We start from the raw sequence: 16625 nt of genomic DNA on the forward strand, positions 1-16625 counted from the left end.
CGGACCGGGACCGCCGGTCGGAGGCGCGGCCATGCGGTCGGTCGGACTCGGCTCGTCGCGGTGACTCAGCGCGATCGCGGGGACCAACGCGGCCGCACGGACTAACGGGGCCGCGTCGAGGCGAGCCTCCCCCACACCACGAGCCGGTACCGGGAGGTGAACTCGGGGGTGCAGGTGGTGAGGGTGATGTAGTAGCCGCGCTCGCCGTATCCGTACTTCGTACGGACATCACTGCGCGGCACGGGCGCGATCACCCCGCTGTCCCGGGCGGAGGTCTGGGGAAGCATCCTGTCCACCAGATAGGTGAAAACGGCGTCCCGCGTCTCGACGACGAGGCGGTCCCCGGGCCGGAGCCGGTTGATGTAACGGAACGGCTCGCCATGGGTGTTGCGGTGCCCGGCGAGCGCGAAGTTCCCGGCCTGCCCGGGCTGCGCGGTCCCGGCGTAGTGCCCCGCGTACCCCTTGTCGAGGACCCCGTGCTTGCTGATCCCCTCGGCGACGGGGGCGGTGACGCCGAGGGAGGGGAGGCGGAGGACGGCGTAGGCGCGGTCGGTGGCGGCGGGGGGTTCGGGGTCGGGGGCGACGGGCTTTCCGGCGGAGGCGGACGGGGTCGGGGCGGACGGGGCGGCGGGCCCGACGGCACCCACGGGCGCGGCCCCCACGCCGGAGCCGCGCTCCTCCACCCGGCCTCCCCACTCCCGCTCCAGCGTCCGTACGGTCTGCCGGGCCTCGTGCCGGGCCTCGCGGTTGGTCCACCACAGCTGATGGGCGACGAGCAGGAGGAGGACGAGCCCGAGGGTGACGACGGCTTCGGCGCCGGCCCAGAGAGTGCGGCCGAGGGGGCGGAGGGTGGGGCGCGCCAGTACGGGGCGCGCGGGTAGCCATGCACGCCCTGCACGTACGGACCGGCCGGCGCGCGCCAGAACCGCCCGCCAGCGCGAGCGCCCCTGCACCACCACCGGGATCCGCACGCGCGCACCATAAGGGCTGCCCCGTCAACTCACCAGGGCCGGAACACCCCTCCGCTTGGGCCCCGCACAGCAGTACGGTGTCCCTCATGCGCCCCGACACGCCTGCCGATCACACCGATCACACCGCCGAAGCCGAGCGTCTGCTGCGCACCGCAGCGCAGTACCCCGAGGACCACGAGCCCCTCCTCCTCCAGGCGGCGGCCCACTTGGAGCTGGCCGGCGACCGCGAGCGCGCCACGACGCTCTACGACCGCCTTCTCGCCGCCGAGCCCGAGCATCCGGCCCGGATCAAGGCCTTCAAGGCGGCGAACCTCTGGGAGTACGGCCACGAGGCGGAGGCGCGGGCGATCATCGAGGGCATCCGCGCCTCGGCGCCCCGGGACCCGGCCCCCTGGGAGATCGTGGCGGAGACGCTGGAGACGCACGACGAGCTGGACACGGCGCACGCGACCCTGACGACGGCGCTCACGCTCCTGCTCCCCGCCGACGACCCGACGGCGGACATCCCGTACCCCACCCAGTCCTTGCTGACGGCCCGCCACCGCGTACGCCGCCTGCTGGCCATGGACCACGACGCCTGGGACGAACTCGCGGACCGCCTCCACCGCGCCGAGATCACCCTGGACGAACTCCACGACCCCAAGCGCCTGTGGTCCCTGGGCTCGGACGACCCGGCGGAACTGAAGGCGGAACTGGCGCGCCTGCGCACGGAGTTGGGCACGTACCGCGCGGCTCTCTCCCGCCCGTTCCCGGTAGCGGTCCTGCACTGGCCGTCCCCGGAGCTGGACGAACTCCTGGCGGCCTACCCGTCCCTGGCCACGGAATACCCCACCCACGCGGCCCACCTCCTCGACATCGAGGCGTCCCTGCGCGAACTGTCGGCCACCGGCACGGCAAACCTGGGCATCGTGACGGGCACGGTCCCGTCCTACGAGGCCTTCGCGGCGTCGGAGTCCTCATCCCCGTCGAACGCGGACCTGCTGCCGCAGTACGCGACGACGTTGGCGGCCCGGGGGCGGGCTGTGGCTTGGCCGCCTCGGCGGGGGGAGGCTTGTTGGTGCGGGTCTGGGGAGGCTTATTTGGAGTGCCACGGGGCAACGTGACCGACGTTGCTCGCCGGCACAATGACCTCGTGCCCGACGCCGTCCCCTCCTCCCCCTCCGTCTCGGCCCGCATGAGCCGCCAGGGCTCTCGCGACACCAAGCCCGAGCTCGAGGTACGCAAGCTTCTGCATGCGGCAGGCATGCGCTATCGCGTGAACGTTCCAGTCCCGGGGATGCCCCGGCGCACCATCGACATCGCCTTCGGACGAGCCAAGATCGCGATCTTCCTGGACGGCTGCTTCTGGCACGGGTGCCCGGTGCACGCCACAAAGCCGAAGGCCAATGCCGACTGGTGGCGGGAGAAGCTGGAGAAGAACATGGCACGGGACCGCGAGACGACCGAGCATCTCGTGGCAGCAGGCTGGACGGTCCTGCGCTACTGGGAACACGAAAGCCCGGAACACATCGCCCGTGCAGTGGACGAGCTCAGGAAGAAATCAGCGGGGCGAGCCGTTCCACCCACGCAACACGACTTGCCTTGATCGTCTCCAGTGCGGCGACTGCAGATGCTGCGCCAAGCCGGAGCGAACGATGACTCCGTCCCGGCGTGACGAATGGCTCGATGTCACGGCCGACGGACGACCGAAAGGATGTCCATGCCCGATCGCCTGCTCACCTGTATCGATGTTTGCGCGGGCGCCGGCGGCCAAGCGAACGGGCTGGAGTCCGCCGGCTTCCACCCGGTCGCCCTGGTCGAGAACGACATCCACGCCGCATCGACCCTTCGTGCGAACCGACCGGCGTGGAATGTGCTCGAAATGAATCTGCTGGACCTCGATCCGGCAGACCATCCGTATCTCTACGACGTGGACCTGCTGGCCGCCGGTCCGCCGAGGGTGAAGTCCGCGGCCTCGGTCAGACGTCCCGAGGACCACGAGGCGCGCGAGCTACTGAAGGCCACCGTGTGGCTGGCTGCGGGAGTACGCCCTCAGGTCGTTCTTGTCGAAAACGTCCCGGACCTCGCCACCTCGGACAAATTCGAGGACCTCAGGAATTTCGTACATCTCGAACTGGAGCACCTCGGTTACCGGCTCGACTGGCGCGTCCTGAACGCCAATACTTTCGGCGTGCCCCAGGACCGCAGGCACGGCGTGCTCGTCGCCTGTCGGGGTGACATCGCAGAGCGCTTCCGCTGGCCCGCAGGCGCCGACGTGCCGCCGCAGACGGTCGGGGAGGCCCTCGGCGAGTCCATGAAGGCGCGCGGCTGGCCGTACGCCGAGGCATGGGCCGCACAGGCCGACCGCCAAGCCCCCGCGGTGGTCGGGGGCTCCAAAAACCGGGGCGGGGCAGACCTGGGGCCCACCGGTAGCAAGAAGGCGTGGGCCCGCATCGGCATCAATGGCGGCACCATCGCCGACGAGGTTCCGGACCGCGAGTTCCCCTGGGTACCGGGTGGTGACCCCAAGCAGCTACCTGCCCTGACCGTGCCCCAGGTGGCGACGTTGCAGGGCTTTCCATCGAACTGGCAGCTCAGCGGGGGGAAGACGGCACGCTACCGTCAGCTCGGCCACGCATGGCCGCCGCCCGTCGCGGCGGCCATGGGGCGTGAGATCGCCGCCGCTCTGGACACACGGTGAGCCCGGCGTGCCGCCGTCTAGACTTCACCCCATGAACGCCGCCCCTCCCACCAGTCCCATCAAGGTCGTAGACCTCTTCGCAGGCTGTGGCGGCTTCACTCAGGGGTTCCACTCCTTCCGCCCCGAAGGGACCGAAGGAAGTGGACCGGCATTCCGCTCCATCGCGGCAGTGGAACACGACAGGGCAGCCGCAGCAACGTACTCGGCGAACTTCGCGCCCTCCAAGGAGGCGCGCGAGAACGTACACTGCGGCGACATTCAGGACTGGAATGCGGGCGGCGACGCCCTGAACGCGGAAGTAATTCTCGGTGGCCCGCCCTGCCAAGGGTTTTCGGGACTGGGGCTGCAGGACCCGCATGATCCCCGAAACAAGTTGTGGCGCGAATACATTCGAGCCGTTCGGGAGATCGAGCCGGCCGTTTTCGTCATCGAGAACGTCGATCGCTTTCTCCAGTCGGATGAATTCATCGACCTGCACCAGGAGATCGAATCTGGCAGCCTGAAGAAGTACCAGTTGATCGCGCCGCCCGGCTCCATTGCAGGTGAACCGTGGGAGAAGCGGCGTCGCCGCTTCCTGCTCAACGCGGCGAACTACGGGGCGCGTCAGGCGCGACGGCGAGCGATCGTGATCGGTGTACACGAGGACTGGATCGATCCCAGCATCCCACCACTCGCCCTCGCCGACCTCTGGTACCCCCGGCAGAGCCACGCGAAGAAGGTCGAGCACCTCGCAGCGGCGGACGAGAGCGCCACTTTGTTCTCCCCCACCGCACTCTCCGAGAGTCGTCTGGCCCGGTGGAAATCGGTTCGGGAAATCTTCGAACTGTCCGCGATGGTCCCGATGTCCTCCGACCTGCCCTATCGCACTTCCCGCAGGACGGACGAGGGCGACAGCCTCCCGCCCACATATTGGACGTACGAGTTGCACCTGCGCCGTCACCCGGAGCCTCTTTCCCTGGCGCGTTACCGCGCCATCCCCGAGGGCGGGAACCGCAAGGATCTTCGACAGAAACGCTTCAAGATGGACGAGATGGGAACCATTTCCATCTCGACCGACAGCGACTACGCGAAGTTCCCCGGCGAGGAGCAGGAGCTCTCCACGCCTTCCTGGGACAGGCACAACAACGGCACGGGCGATGTCATGGGCCGGCTGCGACTCGATGAGCCCTCGGTGACCATTCGCACCGAATTCTTCAAGCCGGAAAAGGGGCGATACCTCCACCCCAAGGAGCACCGCCCCATCACGCACTACGAGGCCGCGCTGATCCAGGGCTTCCCTCTCGACTTCAAATGGTGCGGAAGGAAGCTCGAGATCGCGCGCCAGATCGGAAACGCCGTGCCCATTCCGCTCGGCCGAGCCATCGCCGCAGCGCTGCACAGACAGCTCCGTGCCCCACGGTCGTGAGTACGCCCCATCTTCTGCGACCCCTCGACGGCGGCGGGATCTATTGATCGACCTCCTTGCCCCGAACCGGTGCTTCGGCGAACAGCTTCTCCAGCTGTCGGGTCATGATCTCGACCGACATTGATGGCACGGCACCGTCGTCGGGCCCATCGGGGAGAAATTCACGGGGCGTCGGCGGAGCCATGTCCGCCTCGCTCACCCAATACCTGAGCGCCTCCGCGTTCGGCTCCTCGTCCGGGGCGAGCACGTCGTACATCAGGGTGCTTCCAGCGGCGTTGATGGCAGACGCGAGCCCATTGACGTCCCGGCCGGTGCGCACGAGCCCCTGCTCGATGAGTCTGATCACCGCCCTTGCCGTGGGTCGGTGGTCGACGACGTCCAGTCGCAGCACAGTGTTCAGCACGTCCTGGTTTCGACAGGCGATCTCGGCCGGACCGTAGTCGGCACCGTCCCGAAAAAGCTCCGCCGCCCACCACAACCTGGCAAAGGTGTGCTTGTAGTGCGGGCCGCAGAAGCGGTCGGCCGGCACGGCAGACGGGCCGCCGGCGGAAGCGCGCTTCGGCCTGTGCCGCCACACGACGTAATCAGGGGCGACCACGAGCGCAACGAAGTTCCACAACCTGGAGTCCGCCGCCTCTGCGCGGGTCATGCGGAGTGTCGCGTGCAGCCGGGGAGCGAGCCAGGCATCGGCGGTTGTGCGTCCGAGCTCCGCATGGCGGCGCATCGCCTCGTCGAAGAGTTCCCGCAGTGCCGCCGTGTTCCAACGCGCTCCGTCGCCTTCGATCGGGACGCCCGCCCGCGCCAGCACGACGGGTGGTGGATCCTCCTGTCCGGAGAGAACACCTCGGGTCAGATGCTTCACTGCGACGGCGTCGGGCAGCATCGCGAGCTTCGCCGGAAGATCGATGACCTGACGGGTCACGCCTTGCCTCCTTCGTCCGATCGGTCAAGCACACGGATGGTCGTGCCCAGGTTCCTGGCCACGTGCGCGCGTCTCAAGGCCGCGTACTGAATACGCGGTTGAAGCTCATTCCAGCCCGAGCTCTCTGTCCGGCGCGAATGGATCTCCAGAAGGGCATCGGCGGCAGAGAGATCCGGCAGGACGTCCGGCAGCATGCTGCGGAGGACCCAGTCACGCCAACCGGAGGGCCACTGCGGACTGCCGTCGTCGTCCACCTCCAGGTCGCTCACCGCGGAGTGGAACATGGCCGTCCAGGCGTCCGAGGCGATCTGCGCGGCAAGCATTCCACGTACAGCCTTCTCGGTGGCGCCGCCCCCCGAGCCGAGGAGTTCCGTGATGCCCTCGAAGCCCGAGTTCAGATGGACCGTGGGCATGTCGCCGGAGGTCTCCACGAGCCAGGGAGCATCCTTGAACGGGCGCAGCCACTCGTGCGGACCGTCCCTGAAGTCCACTTCGACGATCTCGAGTTCCCGCTGGCGAACCGGCCTCCGGGCGACGAGGTCGACAAGCCACGTGTCCACTGCGGATCCGATGACACGTCCCGCGACCTGGTCGACCGTTGCGACGACGAAAACAGTGAGGTCCGCGCGGGTGCGGTAGGCAGTTGGCGACAGCATCACATGGCCGACCCATTGGTCATCCTTGGGTTGCAGCCGAGCGACGGTCCGAGAGTTGGTCGCTGCCTCTGTGAGCACGGCGACGCACACGACATCCTCCCACCGGCCACTCGCGAGTTCCTGGTCAGGCACCTGCGCGTGGATCTCCAGACGCGCCTCGTCCCAGTTGGCCCGCCCCGCGAGATGCAGGGCGACGACCCTCTCCTGCTGGGACAGCAGGGCGAGGTCGAGTGCGCGGCCGTCCATCCTGGCGCCGGCGACCTTGAACGTCACGTCACCGATCAGAGTCGGGTACGGCGTCAATCTCTTCACGCGGAGGTCCCCCTCACCTTCTGCAGATCGACGACGAGACGGGCCATGCCGGCCGCGACAGGATGGCTTTTGACATCAGTGCGCCCGCCGAACGAAGCGGATCTGGCTCCCGCGTCGAAGCGGATGTTTCCGTCCTCCACACGGCAGTTCTCCCCTGCCGTGAGCTCCGCCCAGGCAAGGACCGGACGGCTGCCGGACCGCACGTCGAATTTCGCCACGGGAGTCATCAGCCAGCCGTCCTCGCGGGCAGGCAGCTTCACCTCGACGCGGATCTGCCATGAACCTCCCGCCTCGAGCTCCCCCTCGACGTGGCGAATGGTCGGATGGCCATCGACGCGCCGCCCACCCGGCGCGCCTGCGTCCAGCCGGAGCAGCTCGCGCAACACGGCCGGTCCGCCCTGCCGCTTCTCTTCGTCCCTGCGCCCGACGACCCGCCGCACCGCGGCCATCATCTCCCGGCGGAACTCCTCGATACGGGACCGCGCACCGCGGGCGTAGGCAGTTGCCAGCTCCTCGGTCCTGGTCCAGTCGTTGTGCTCCGGCGGTTCGGCCGCACGCAGGAACTCCTCCGCTCGTTCGTCGGCGTTCCCCTGGGCGCCGGCCGCCAATCCCGCGAGCAGCACCGCCTGAAACTGATGTGACCCGAGCGGTAGGTCTCCCACGCGACGAGTGGTGACGGTCATGCGATTGCCCCGCATGCACACCAGTTGATTGGGGCGGGGGTCCGCGTCGTCGGCCGAGGTGATCAGCAGTACGGCATCGTGCCGCTCCCCCTGTCCCTTTTCCGCCCGAAGGGGAGGCACCGTCAGGGCCACGTGCGCCAAAACCACGTCCTCCGTGCTCGTCAATCGATCCGTCGTGGCGCCGTCGAGATACGCCTTGAGGGCGCGGGAGCGCGCGGGTTCGTGGGTGTGCGGGTCCACCCTTTCCTCATTGATCACCACTTGGCCGTTGCGCAGCGTGGTGACGGATGCCTCCAGAATGGGGGCCGCCGTATCGCCGGCCGTCATCGCGGCCCAGAAGTTCTCGGCAAGGGAGCGGACCAGTTTCTCGTGCATCTCGGGCAATGACTCGGCATCACCCGCCGCGTCGTGCGCCCCGACGATGAGGAAAGAGCTGCCGGGATCGGTGCTGTCGCGCGAAAGATGGAGCCTGTCGAGGATCTCCCGGTCGGCCCACCAGGAACGGGACACGTTCTCGAAGCCGGGCTCCGTGTCCGGTTCCCCCAACCACGCCGGGCCGGCGTAGGGAGTCCCGTCGACCTCTCGCCAGGGCAGGTCCAACCGTCCGATGACTCTGCGTTCGGTACGGCCTTCGTGCGGCTCACTCAACGTGCTGCCGATGAGTACGAGTCCGAGACGGCTGGTCGCCCACAGGGTCGCCTTGCCCAGACCGTAAGAGCCTCCGGCAAGACCGCTCGTCTTGTGACTGTCGAGCTGCCGCCGCACCACTGCGGCGAAGCGACCGTCACCGTAGTCGGGCCCGGTGAGACCGGATGCGTTGTAGTCGTCCACCCGAAGCAGGAGCAGCGTGCCGGTCTCCCGCAGTTCTCGCAGCCCCTCGGCGATGACTCGTCCGACCTTCTGCTTGTGGACAGCCGCAGCCTCGTAGTGCGGCAGGAGCCGATCCCACTGGAGTGCCCCGAGAAACCTGTTGAGGTGCTCGCCGGTCAGTTCGTGCAGGGTGTAGCGGACGCGAACGGGTCGGTTTCTGTCGAAGCGCTCGTCGAGGGAGTTCTGCGTGGCCTCACGGGCCAGGACCGCGACGTCCGCATCGAAGGCGAAGGCGGCGGCATTGCCGAATTCCCGGCCCCCATCGGCATGGGCCGGTCGGTGGTACCAGCGAACCGGGCGGGTCGGCTGCGCGTCGGCCGTTCTCGTGATCACGGTGATCTCGTCCGTGCCCAGCACCCGGGCAATGGCCCGTTTCTTCTCCTCCCGCGGCTCGGCCCGGCCGGTCATCCAGGCCGAGACGGCAGCGCGAGTCACGTCGAGCTCGGCTGCCAGCTCTGCCTGGGTCATGCCTCGGCGTCGGAGCTGCCGCCCGAGCCAGGGCCCGAATGCCTCGCCCTCGTTCATGGCCACTTCCCTCCAAGCAGGTGCGGGTGCACAGGGCAGTCTACCAGCAGATTTGACTGTCAAATTTGATTGTCGCACCCTACTCTCCGGTGTCCCCATAGAGGTTTCGATAGCAACCATGAAAACGGAAGGAGTGATTCCCCTTCCTCTCGGACTCGACGGAGTGTCCAGAAAGGTGCCCATCTCCCCCGAAATCGAATATCAGTTGACAGATGACGATGTCTCCGACTAGCGTTCCTGACGGCCCAGGAGTATCACCGGCACAAAAGAGCTGGAACCCCCGGGGGCTTATTCGTCATGCCTGAAATCCGCACCACCCGGCGAGATGCAGAAAGGTTTAACCGCCACGACGATCATGTGATAGGAAATCCTACGAAAATCAATCGGGGAATTCCCTTGGGGGACTTTTCTCGGCGCAGTTCGGCATACCCAAAAGTAATTCTTTTGGGCCACTCGGTGTACAGCTCACGCTTTGAGAAAGGTCGGCCCGCACGTGAACAACGAACCCCGCTCCACGGCGGACAAGGTGCGCATCATCCAGACCTACGACGAGGCGGACGGGTTCCTGGACCGCCTGACGGTGCTCGACGACGAAGGGATCGAAGAAGCCGACATCAGGAGCTGGCGCGCGGAGTCCGGAGTCGTGTACGCGTTGGCCCAGCGGGCGCGCGCGGAGCTCCGGACCCGGCGGACGGACAGCACCGCGTCGCGCACCAGGCCCGCGGGGCGGGTCTCACGGCGGAGTGACACGCGGCAGGGCGGCAACGGACGTCTCCGCGCGGCCGACCCCGGTCTCGCCATCTCCGTCACCGTCACCATCCACTTCTCGTAGCCTGACAGCTTCTCCTGGCGTTCGGGTGTCCGCCGGCCCGCCGGCGGACACCCGAACGACCTCCTGCCTCCCACCGTGCTGCCCCGCCAGAGGAAATGGGCCGTCTTGAATTCTTCATCACGCGATTCCCGCTCCGTGATCGACGTTGTCAAAGAGCTGACGAACGAAACGCTCGATGTGTATCGAACCTCGCGACGGCGCGTGGAGGAGGATGCCAACAGCGAGCGTCGCATCAGCCAGGGCGGATATCACGAGCACTCCCTGAGAGAGCTCGTCCAGAACGGTCTCGACGAGATGCGCGATTCCCGCAACGGGCGAATCAGTGTCGTGCTGACCGACACCCATCTGTACTGCGCGAACACCGGTGAGCCGGTGAGCCCCGTCGGCGCCGAGACCATTCTTCGCATGGGGGTGTCCCGGAAGCGTGGCGGTCAGGTCGGGCGCTTCGGTGTGGGAGTGAAGTCGGTCCTGTCCGTCACCGACGCTCCACAGTTCTTCAGCACGAACGGAAGCTTCGGGTTCGACCGGAAGTGGTCCAGGACCCTCATCGAAGACGTGCAGAAGGGTGTGCCGGAGACGCCCGTGTTGCGCCTCGGTCGTCCGCTGGACGAGGAGATCGAGCGCGAGCAGGACGAACTTCTCGACGGGTTGTTCAACGACGGCGCCACCACAGTCGTACGCCTGCCTCTGCTCCCGGGTGCGGCTGAACGTCTGGGCCGAGAGATCGGCAGTTTCACTCCGCATTTTCCCCTTTTCTCTCCGCACGTCGAAAACGTGGTGTTCAGGGATGAAAGGGGGCTTCCCAAGCGAACTCTCAGCATCCGGGCCGAGCACGACGGCGTGCGCCACCTCCTGACCGTGAAGCAGCCCAGCACGCCACAGCGGAAGAGCGAGTGGAGGGTGTTCACCACTGTCCACACTCCGAGCGCCGAAGCCCATCAGCACGCGGGCGAACTGCAGGGACGACCCGAGGTCGATATCTCTTGGGCCGTTCCGGAGTACGTCCCGGACGACAAGGGGTTGCTCACTGTTCCGAACGAACGCGGACAGTTCTGGGCGTACTTTCCGACCTCACAGCGCACAACCCTGAGTGGATACCTCAACGCGCCGTGGAAGACCAGCGAGGACCGCGGCGCCCTGTACGAGGACAGCCCGTACAACATCGAGATGTTGAAAGCGGCCGCGTCGTTCATCGCCGAGACGCTCCAAGAGCTGGTGGAACCAGCCGATCCCGGCGCCTACCTCACGCTGCTGCCCGGCCGCACGAACGAGTCGCCGAATCCTCACGACAAAATCCTCGTCGAGACGTTCTGGCGGGAGACCACCCTCCACCCTTCGCTTCCCGACCAGGACGGCGCCCTGCGCCGCCCCGCCGACCTGCGCTTCCACCCCGTTCTTCCCGGCTTCGACAAGGACGCTTCACTTCAGCTGACATGCCTGAAACTGTGGAGCGACTACCCGGGCCGTCCATCCGACTGGATCCATCCGTCCGTCTATGCGACGCGCGACCGGCACGGCAAGGTGAAACACGTCCTCGACGCCGCCAAGAAGGAGCGGGAGACCGTCAAGGACTGGCTCGAGGCTCTCGTCGGCGACCGGACGGCGCACGCCTCGGCCACGGCCGTCCGGATCGCGGCCCGCATCCTTCAGAGAGCGACGGACCGGGCCGCCGGCCCGGAGTGGGACGCCGTCGCACAAGACATACGCGCGGCACGGATCGTCCTCACCGAGCGGGACGGCTTCGTTGCGGTCGAACCCACGAACGTCAAGGTCTTCCGCCGTTCCGTCGAGGACGACCTGCCCCACAGCCAGGTTTACGTTTCCCCGGAGGTCACGGCGTTTCCCGGGGTGGACGACCTGCTCACCGTTCTCGGTATCCACGAGGCAGACGCAGCCGGCCGCTTCAAGTCCGTTCTCTCCCAGGGCTTCCACAACTACACGGCAGAGTCCTGGACCAGCTTCTGGGAGCTCATGCGCAGCGCCGGGAGGGATGCCCTCATCGAGCTGCGTTCGGTGGTGACGGACCCGAGGTCGACCCTCCATGTGCGGACGATGAGCGGGCATTTCCGCCCCATGGACGACTGTCTGCTGCCCGGCGCCGTGGTCCCGGAGGACGGTTCCCGGGACCAGGCCGTCGCCGTGGACATGCAATTCCACACGGACGACCGGGCCGTCCTCGCCGAGTTGGGTCTGCGAGACCGCCCCTCCGTGGGGCTCCACGCCCCCGCCGGGGAGTGGTTCGAGGAGTACCGCGATCTGATGTACGACCAGTACTGCAGAATGCTCCCGGACACCGCGAGCCGTCCGCTCAAGTCCCGGATGCGGCTGGAAGGCAGCGTGCCCGCGGGGCCCCTCCACCTCCTTCCGCGTCTCAGCGACGAAGGGCGGGCCGCTTTCGTCGCGGCCCTGCCCGACGAGGGCGTGGTCGAGAGCTGGAAGCTCCACATCGGCAGCAACGCCTCCCACAGCACATCGGTGATCTCCCCGCTTCGCTGGCTTGTGCGCCGGCACGGCCTGGTCGCAACGCGAGAGGGGCTGCTCCCTCTCCGCGAAGCCCTGGGCCCACAGCTCTCCGCCTATCGGGACATGCTGCCCGTCGCGGAGAACATCTCGCCGATCAAGGCAACGAAGCTGCGTATGCCGACCACTCTGGACAAAGTGCCGCAGCGGGTCTGGGACGGACTCTTCGCCCGGGTCGCCGAGAGCACGAACGACACCTTCGTCGGCTCCGTGTACGCGTTGATGATGCTCGTCGAGGCGGCCTTCCCCGAGGACGAGGGGACCCGCTGCCGAGTGGGCAACTCCTGGGAGAGCCGTCCCGACGGCGAGATCGCCGTGACCTCGGACAGGACGGAGTACGACACGCTCGTCCGTGAGCGAGTGCCGGCGCTGCTCGTGCCGGGCCGACGAGACGTCGAGCGCATGGTCGAAGAATGGGGAATGCTTCGCGTCTCGGAGGTGATCTCCAAGGAGCTGCGCCACGTACCGACGGGGGAACCCAAGTCCCTCGTCGACGAGTTCCCGCCGTTGCGCGACATCCAGGGCCGAGGCGCGGACTCGTTCAAGATGGTCGTCTGCTCCGAGCTGGAACAGATCACTCGTACGCCCAACGGCACACGCGCCGACCCGCTTCAGAGCGCCCTGGCGGACCAATACACGGTCCTGCTCCTGGAGCCGCAGAGTCCGGTCGACGCCCTCGTGGCCGCCGACAAGGAGTTCGGCTGGCGTCTGGGCACCGACCGCTGTCGGTACATCGTCGAGACCCACCGAAGGCGCCTGGAGGATCGCGAGACGCAGGCGCGCCTGGCTGCCATCCGCGACACGGAAAGCATCAGCGAGAAGTTGCTGCTCCTGATCGGCGAGGAAGCACTGCGCGGCGTCCTGCCCGAAGGGCTCCTGGAAAGCGAGCGGCAGGAGAGCGGCGCCGAGCCCAGTGGACTCCGGGTGGCCGAACTCGCCTACTTCGCACACGGCGACGAGGTGCTGCGGCTGCACGCCAAGGACCTTGCCGCCAACTTCCCGGATCACGCACCCTCCACCTTCGGCGGGTCGACCTCGGCTGTGCGCTTCGTCACCGGCCTGGGGTTCCCGGAGGAGTTCGCCGGGGCGCGTGCCCCCGTTCCCCGCCCGAGAGAGGTCGTGAACGGGCCCAGCGAGTTCCCCGCCCTGCACCCATATCAGGAGAAGCTCGCGGCGAACCTGTTCGAGATGTTGCAGTCGTCCACTCCTCAGCGGCGGATGCTCTCGCTCCCGACGGGTGCGGGAAAGACGCGCGTCGCAGCCGAAGCCGTCATCCGCTGGATTCGTCAGGGCGGCGCGGACGACGCCCCGGTGCTGTGGATCGCGCAGACCGAGGAGCTGTGCGAACAGGCGGTGCAGAGCTGGATGTTCGTCTGGTCGAAGGTCGGCGCCGGCTCGCCGCTGGTGGTGGACCGACTCTGGTCCTCGAACGAAGCCACCGGCGTGACCGGGCGCCCCCATTTGGTCGTGGCCACCGATGCGAAACTCCGCGTCTGTTTGAATTCCCCGGAATACGCTTGGCTCCGCCGGGCGGCGCTGGTGATCGTGGATGAGGCCCATGTCGCCCAGAGCAAGGAATACACCGAGCTGTTGTCCTGCTTGGATCTGACTCATCGCCAAACCACTCGACACCTGTTGGGGTTGACCGCCACGCCGTTCCGGTCGAGCTCGGAGGAGACCCGACTCCTCGTCCAACGCTTCAGCACCCCGGGCCGGCCCCGTCTGGACGAGGGAGTCTTCCAGGGCGACCCTTACGAGGAGTTGCAGAAACTGGGAATGCTCGCGCAGGTCGAGCACCGTGTCCTCGATGGCGGCACCATCCAGCTGAACGCCCTTGAACAGGAGAAGGCACAGCTCATGAAGGTGCTCCCGAAGTCGGCGGAGCGCCGTCTGGCCGACGACCAGGACCGCAACGGCCGGCTCGTCGAGGTCATCTCGGAGGTGGAACCCCAGGGGCCGGTTCTTCTGTTCGCGACTTCCGTGGCGCACGCAAAGGTCATGGCCGCCAAGCTGAACAGCAAGGGATTGAGGGCGGCCTCGATCGACTCCGCCACCCCGACACAGGAGCGCAGGAACCGCATCGAAGCGTTTCGCCAGGGCGACATCCGCGTGCTGACGAACTACGGGGTTCTCACCCAGGGGTTCGACGCGCCGGCCACCCGCACCGTGGTGGTGGCCAGGCCGGTCTACAGCGCCAACGTCTACCAGCAGATGATCGGTCGTGGGCTGCGCGGCCCGAAGAACGGGGGGAAGGAGAAGTGCCTGATCCTCAACGTGGCGGATACCGTCAACAACTTCGGGGAGCACCTCGCTTTCAAGGGCTTCGAATACCTCTGGAGCCCGGTGTGACGGACGCCTACTCGGACTCCCCCCCGCTCACCGCCGAGCAGCAGGCCGTCGTCGACCAGCCGTGGAACGCGTGGACCCTCGTCACGGCAGGAGCCGGCGCGGGCAAGACTCACACCCTGGTCCGGCGACTGGACGCATTGATGTCGCAGGACGAGCTGGAGGCCAGGGAGATCCTCGTCCTCAGCTTCTCCAGGGCCGCGGTACGAGAGCTCCGCGAACGCATCGACCGCCATGCGACGGTCGCGCGGCATGTTCGAGTGCAGACCTTCGATGCGTGGGCCGCCTCCCTGCTGTCGGCCGGCGACCCGAACGGAACGTGGATCGAACGCTCCTACGAAGGCCGCATCACCGCCGCGGTGGATGCTGTCGAGCACGGTGCCGTCGAGGCCTTGGAGCACGGCGCTCCGGCTCATGTGGTGATCGACGAGGTACAGGACCTCGTCGGTAGTCGTCGGGAGCTGGTGGAAGTGCTCATCGACCGGTTTTCGCAGGAATGCGGCTTCACCGTCGTCGGCGATTCCGCGCAGTCCATCTACGGATTCCAGGTGGCCGACCTCCAACAGCGGGTCGCCGAAACCAATTGGTTCTTCGACTGGCTGCGCTCCACCTTCGGTGAGGACCTGGTCGAACTGCACCTCGGCCAGAACTTCCGCGCGCGTACGGACGAAGCCCGCACCGCTCTCTCACTCGGCCCCTCTCTCCAGCACCTCCCCTGCGACCCCGAGAAGGCGGTGAAGGAAGCCGAGCGGATTCACCGCGATTTGCGCGTGGCCTTGGACACCTTGCCCCGACTCGACTCCTTGGAAGACTCCTTCGTACGCGACTCCTTGATCCGGTTCCCCGGCACGTGCGCGATTCTCTGCCGGGACAACGGGCAGGCACTGCGGGTGTCCGAACTGCTTCAGCACGGTCGCGTGCCTCACCGGCTGCAACGCTCGGCGCAGGAGAGGCCGGCTCCGGCTTGGATCGCCTCGCTCCTCCGTGCGACTGATACGTCGAACCTGTCGGAGAACCGCTTCCAACAGCTCTACGAGGGCCTCTTTCCGCACCACGGCCTCGACGCCGACCGGCTGTGGAGGGCACTGCGTCGTGTGGCCAGAGGCCCGCGAGCCGTGATCGATACCGCGGCACTCCGGCAGGCGATCGCCGAAGGGCGGTTGCCCGACGAGTTGACGGCGGCGCCGGACGCCCGGCTCGTCGTGTCGACGACGCACCGCGCGAAGGGGCTCGAATTCGACCGCGTGATCCTCTTGGAACCGGAACCGCTGGATCGCCCGAGCTCTTCCCTACGCCGCGAGTACGACCCGCAGTCCGAAGCCCGGCTGCTCTACGTGGCGATGACCCGGGCTCGTGAGGATCTGTATCGACTTGCACCGCCGACCACGTGGTTCATGCGCAAGGAGCCTCGGATCGACCGCTGGTACGTAGGCGGCCGTCAGGCATACGTTCGCAACGGCATCGAGGCCGGCGCCTTCGACATCGAGCGCGAGCTGCCCGCAGGTGTTTCCTTCCCGGACAACGGTGACCCTGTTGAATTGCAGGACCACCTCGCCAATAACGTTCGCCTCGGTGACGAGCTGACGCTGCGCCTCCAGCATCGACTGCCACTGGGTGAGGCAGAGACGCCGCCCTACAGCGTGCTGCACGACGGCGTCTCGATCGGCGTTGTGTCCGCCAGGTTCCGCCAGGATCTGCACCAACTGCTGAAAATCAACAAGAACTGGCGTGTCGAGCGTTGGCCTGCTGAGATCGTGGGCTTCAGAGCCGACGGGGTCGAAACCGTATGCGGAAGCCCCGCCGCCGGCAGCAGAGCCGGCCTCGGTCGCCACGGCGTCTGGCTGGTCCCCCGTCTCAGCGGGTTGGGGCGCTTCCAGTGGCCAGAGGGAGAGGTGTGACCCAA

At 67.3% G+C, this 16625-nt stretch carries 11 protein-coding genes; 7 read left to right on the forward strand and 4 right to left on the reverse strand.

Annotation, left to right across the window (positions count from 1 at the left end):
• Window positions 1–101: 101 nt before the first annotated feature.
• Window positions 102–863 (reverse strand): class E sortase, encoded by a 762-nt coding sequence (locus ACZ499_RS09390; RefSeq protein WP_468673579.1) that lies wholly within the window; start codon window positions 861–863, stop codon window positions 102–104.
• A 194-nt stretch (window positions 864–1057) separates the two neighbouring features.
• Here ACZ499_RS09390 and ACZ499_RS09395 point away from each other — a divergent pair, with 194 nt between their 5' ends.
• The 4 genes from ACZ499_RS09395 to ACZ499_RS09410 all read left to right on the forward strand — a co-directional run bounded on the left by ACZ499_RS09395 (window position 1058) and on the right by ACZ499_RS09410 (window position 5056).
• On the forward strand, window positions 1058–2074 hold the full coding sequence (locus ACZ499_RS09395) for a hypothetical protein (RefSeq protein ID WP_468673453.1): 1017 nt from the start codon (window positions 1058–1060) through the stop codon (window positions 2072–2074).
• Between the two features lie 71 nt (window positions 2075–2145).
• Entirely contained in the window at window positions 2146–2556 is a 411-nt protein-coding gene (locus tag ACZ499_RS09400; protein WP_468673580.1) for a very short patch repair endonuclease, read from the forward strand.
• A gap of 114 nt (window positions 2557–2670) precedes the next feature.
• Window positions 2671–3651 carry a DNA cytosine methyltransferase gene (locus ACZ499_RS09405; protein WP_468673454.1) on the forward strand — a complete coding sequence of 327 codons (981 nt, stop codon included), beginning with the start codon at window positions 2671–2673 and terminating at the stop codon, window positions 3649–3651.
• A gap of 31 nt (window positions 3652–3682) precedes the next feature.
• Complete coding sequence (locus tag ACZ499_RS09410) at window positions 3683–5056, forward strand: DNA cytosine methyltransferase (RefSeq protein WP_468673455.1); 1374 nt, start codon at window positions 3683–3685, stop codon at window positions 5054–5056.
• A gap of 40 nt (window positions 5057–5096) precedes the next feature.
• On the opposite strand, the gene ACZ499_RS09415 is transcribed toward ACZ499_RS09410, so the two are convergent.
• From ACZ499_RS09415 to ACZ499_RS09425, 3 genes are read right to left on the reverse strand one after another with little or no spacing between them, the layout of a single operon-like run.
• Window positions 5097–5978, reverse strand: coding sequence for a DUF6339 family protein (locus tag ACZ499_RS09415; protein WP_468673456.1), 882 nt, complete (start codon window positions 5976–5978; stop codon window positions 5097–5099).
• A complete protein-coding gene (locus ACZ499_RS09420) occupies window positions 5975–6907 on the reverse strand; it encodes a hypothetical protein (protein WP_468673457.1) in 933 nt (310 codons plus the stop codon). The genes ACZ499_RS09415 and ACZ499_RS09420 overlap by 4 nt, the downstream gene beginning before the upstream one ends.
• Window positions 6908–6942: 35 nt before the next feature.
• Window positions 6943–9024 (reverse strand): helix-turn-helix transcriptional regulator, encoded by a 2082-nt coding sequence (locus ACZ499_RS09425; protein ID WP_468673458.1) that lies wholly within the window; start codon window positions 9022–9024, stop codon window positions 6943–6945.
• Window positions 9025–9517: 493 nt separating this feature from the next.
• Here ACZ499_RS09425 and ACZ499_RS09430 point away from each other — a divergent pair, with 493 nt between their 5' ends.
• The 3 genes from ACZ499_RS09430 to ACZ499_RS09440 all read left to right on the forward strand — a co-directional run bounded on the left by ACZ499_RS09430 (window position 9518) and on the right by ACZ499_RS09440 (window position 16620).
• A complete protein-coding gene (locus tag ACZ499_RS09430; RefSeq protein WP_468673459.1) occupies window positions 9518–9856 on the forward strand; it encodes a hypothetical protein in 339 nt (112 codons plus the stop codon).
• Between the two features lie 177 nt (window positions 9857–10033).
• A complete protein-coding gene (locus ACZ499_RS09435; protein WP_468673460.1) occupies window positions 10034–14725 on the forward strand; it encodes a DEAD/DEAH box helicase in 4692 nt (1563 codons plus the stop codon).
• Window positions 14722–16620: a UvrD-helicase domain-containing protein gene (locus ACZ499_RS09440; protein ID WP_468673461.1), complete on the forward strand. Its 1899-nt coding sequence runs from the start codon at window positions 14722–14724 to the stop codon at window positions 16618–16620. The genes ACZ499_RS09435 and ACZ499_RS09440 overlap by 4 nt, the downstream gene beginning before the upstream one ends.
• Window positions 16621–16625: the final 5 nt, after the last annotated feature.

The sequence above is a fragment of the Streptomyces sp. NPDC031265 genome, from assembly GCF_055570295.1.

What these genes read in the sequence shown, in the direction of transcription:
- ACZ499_RS09400 (WP_468673580.1), top strand. Translation starts at nt 2,146, where the DNA reads ATGAGCCGCCAGGGCTCTCGCGACACCAAGCCCGAGCTCGAGGTACGC.
- ACZ499_RS09395 (WP_468673453.1), top strand. Translation starts at nt 1,058, where the DNA reads ATGCGCCCCGACACGCCTGCCGATCACACCGATCACACCGCCGAAGCC.
- ACZ499_RS09410 (WP_468673455.1), top strand. Translation starts at nt 3,683, where the DNA reads ATGAACGCCGCCCCTCCCACCAGTCCCATCAAGGTCGTAGACCTCTTC.
- ACZ499_RS09425 (WP_468673458.1), bottom strand. Translation starts at nt 9,024, where the DNA reads ATGAACGAGGGCGAGGCATTCGGGCCCTGGCTCGGGCGGCAGCTCCGA.
- ACZ499_RS09405 (WP_468673454.1), top strand. Translation starts at nt 2,671, where the DNA reads ATGCCCGATCGCCTGCTCACCTGTATCGATGTTTGCGCGGGCGCCGGC.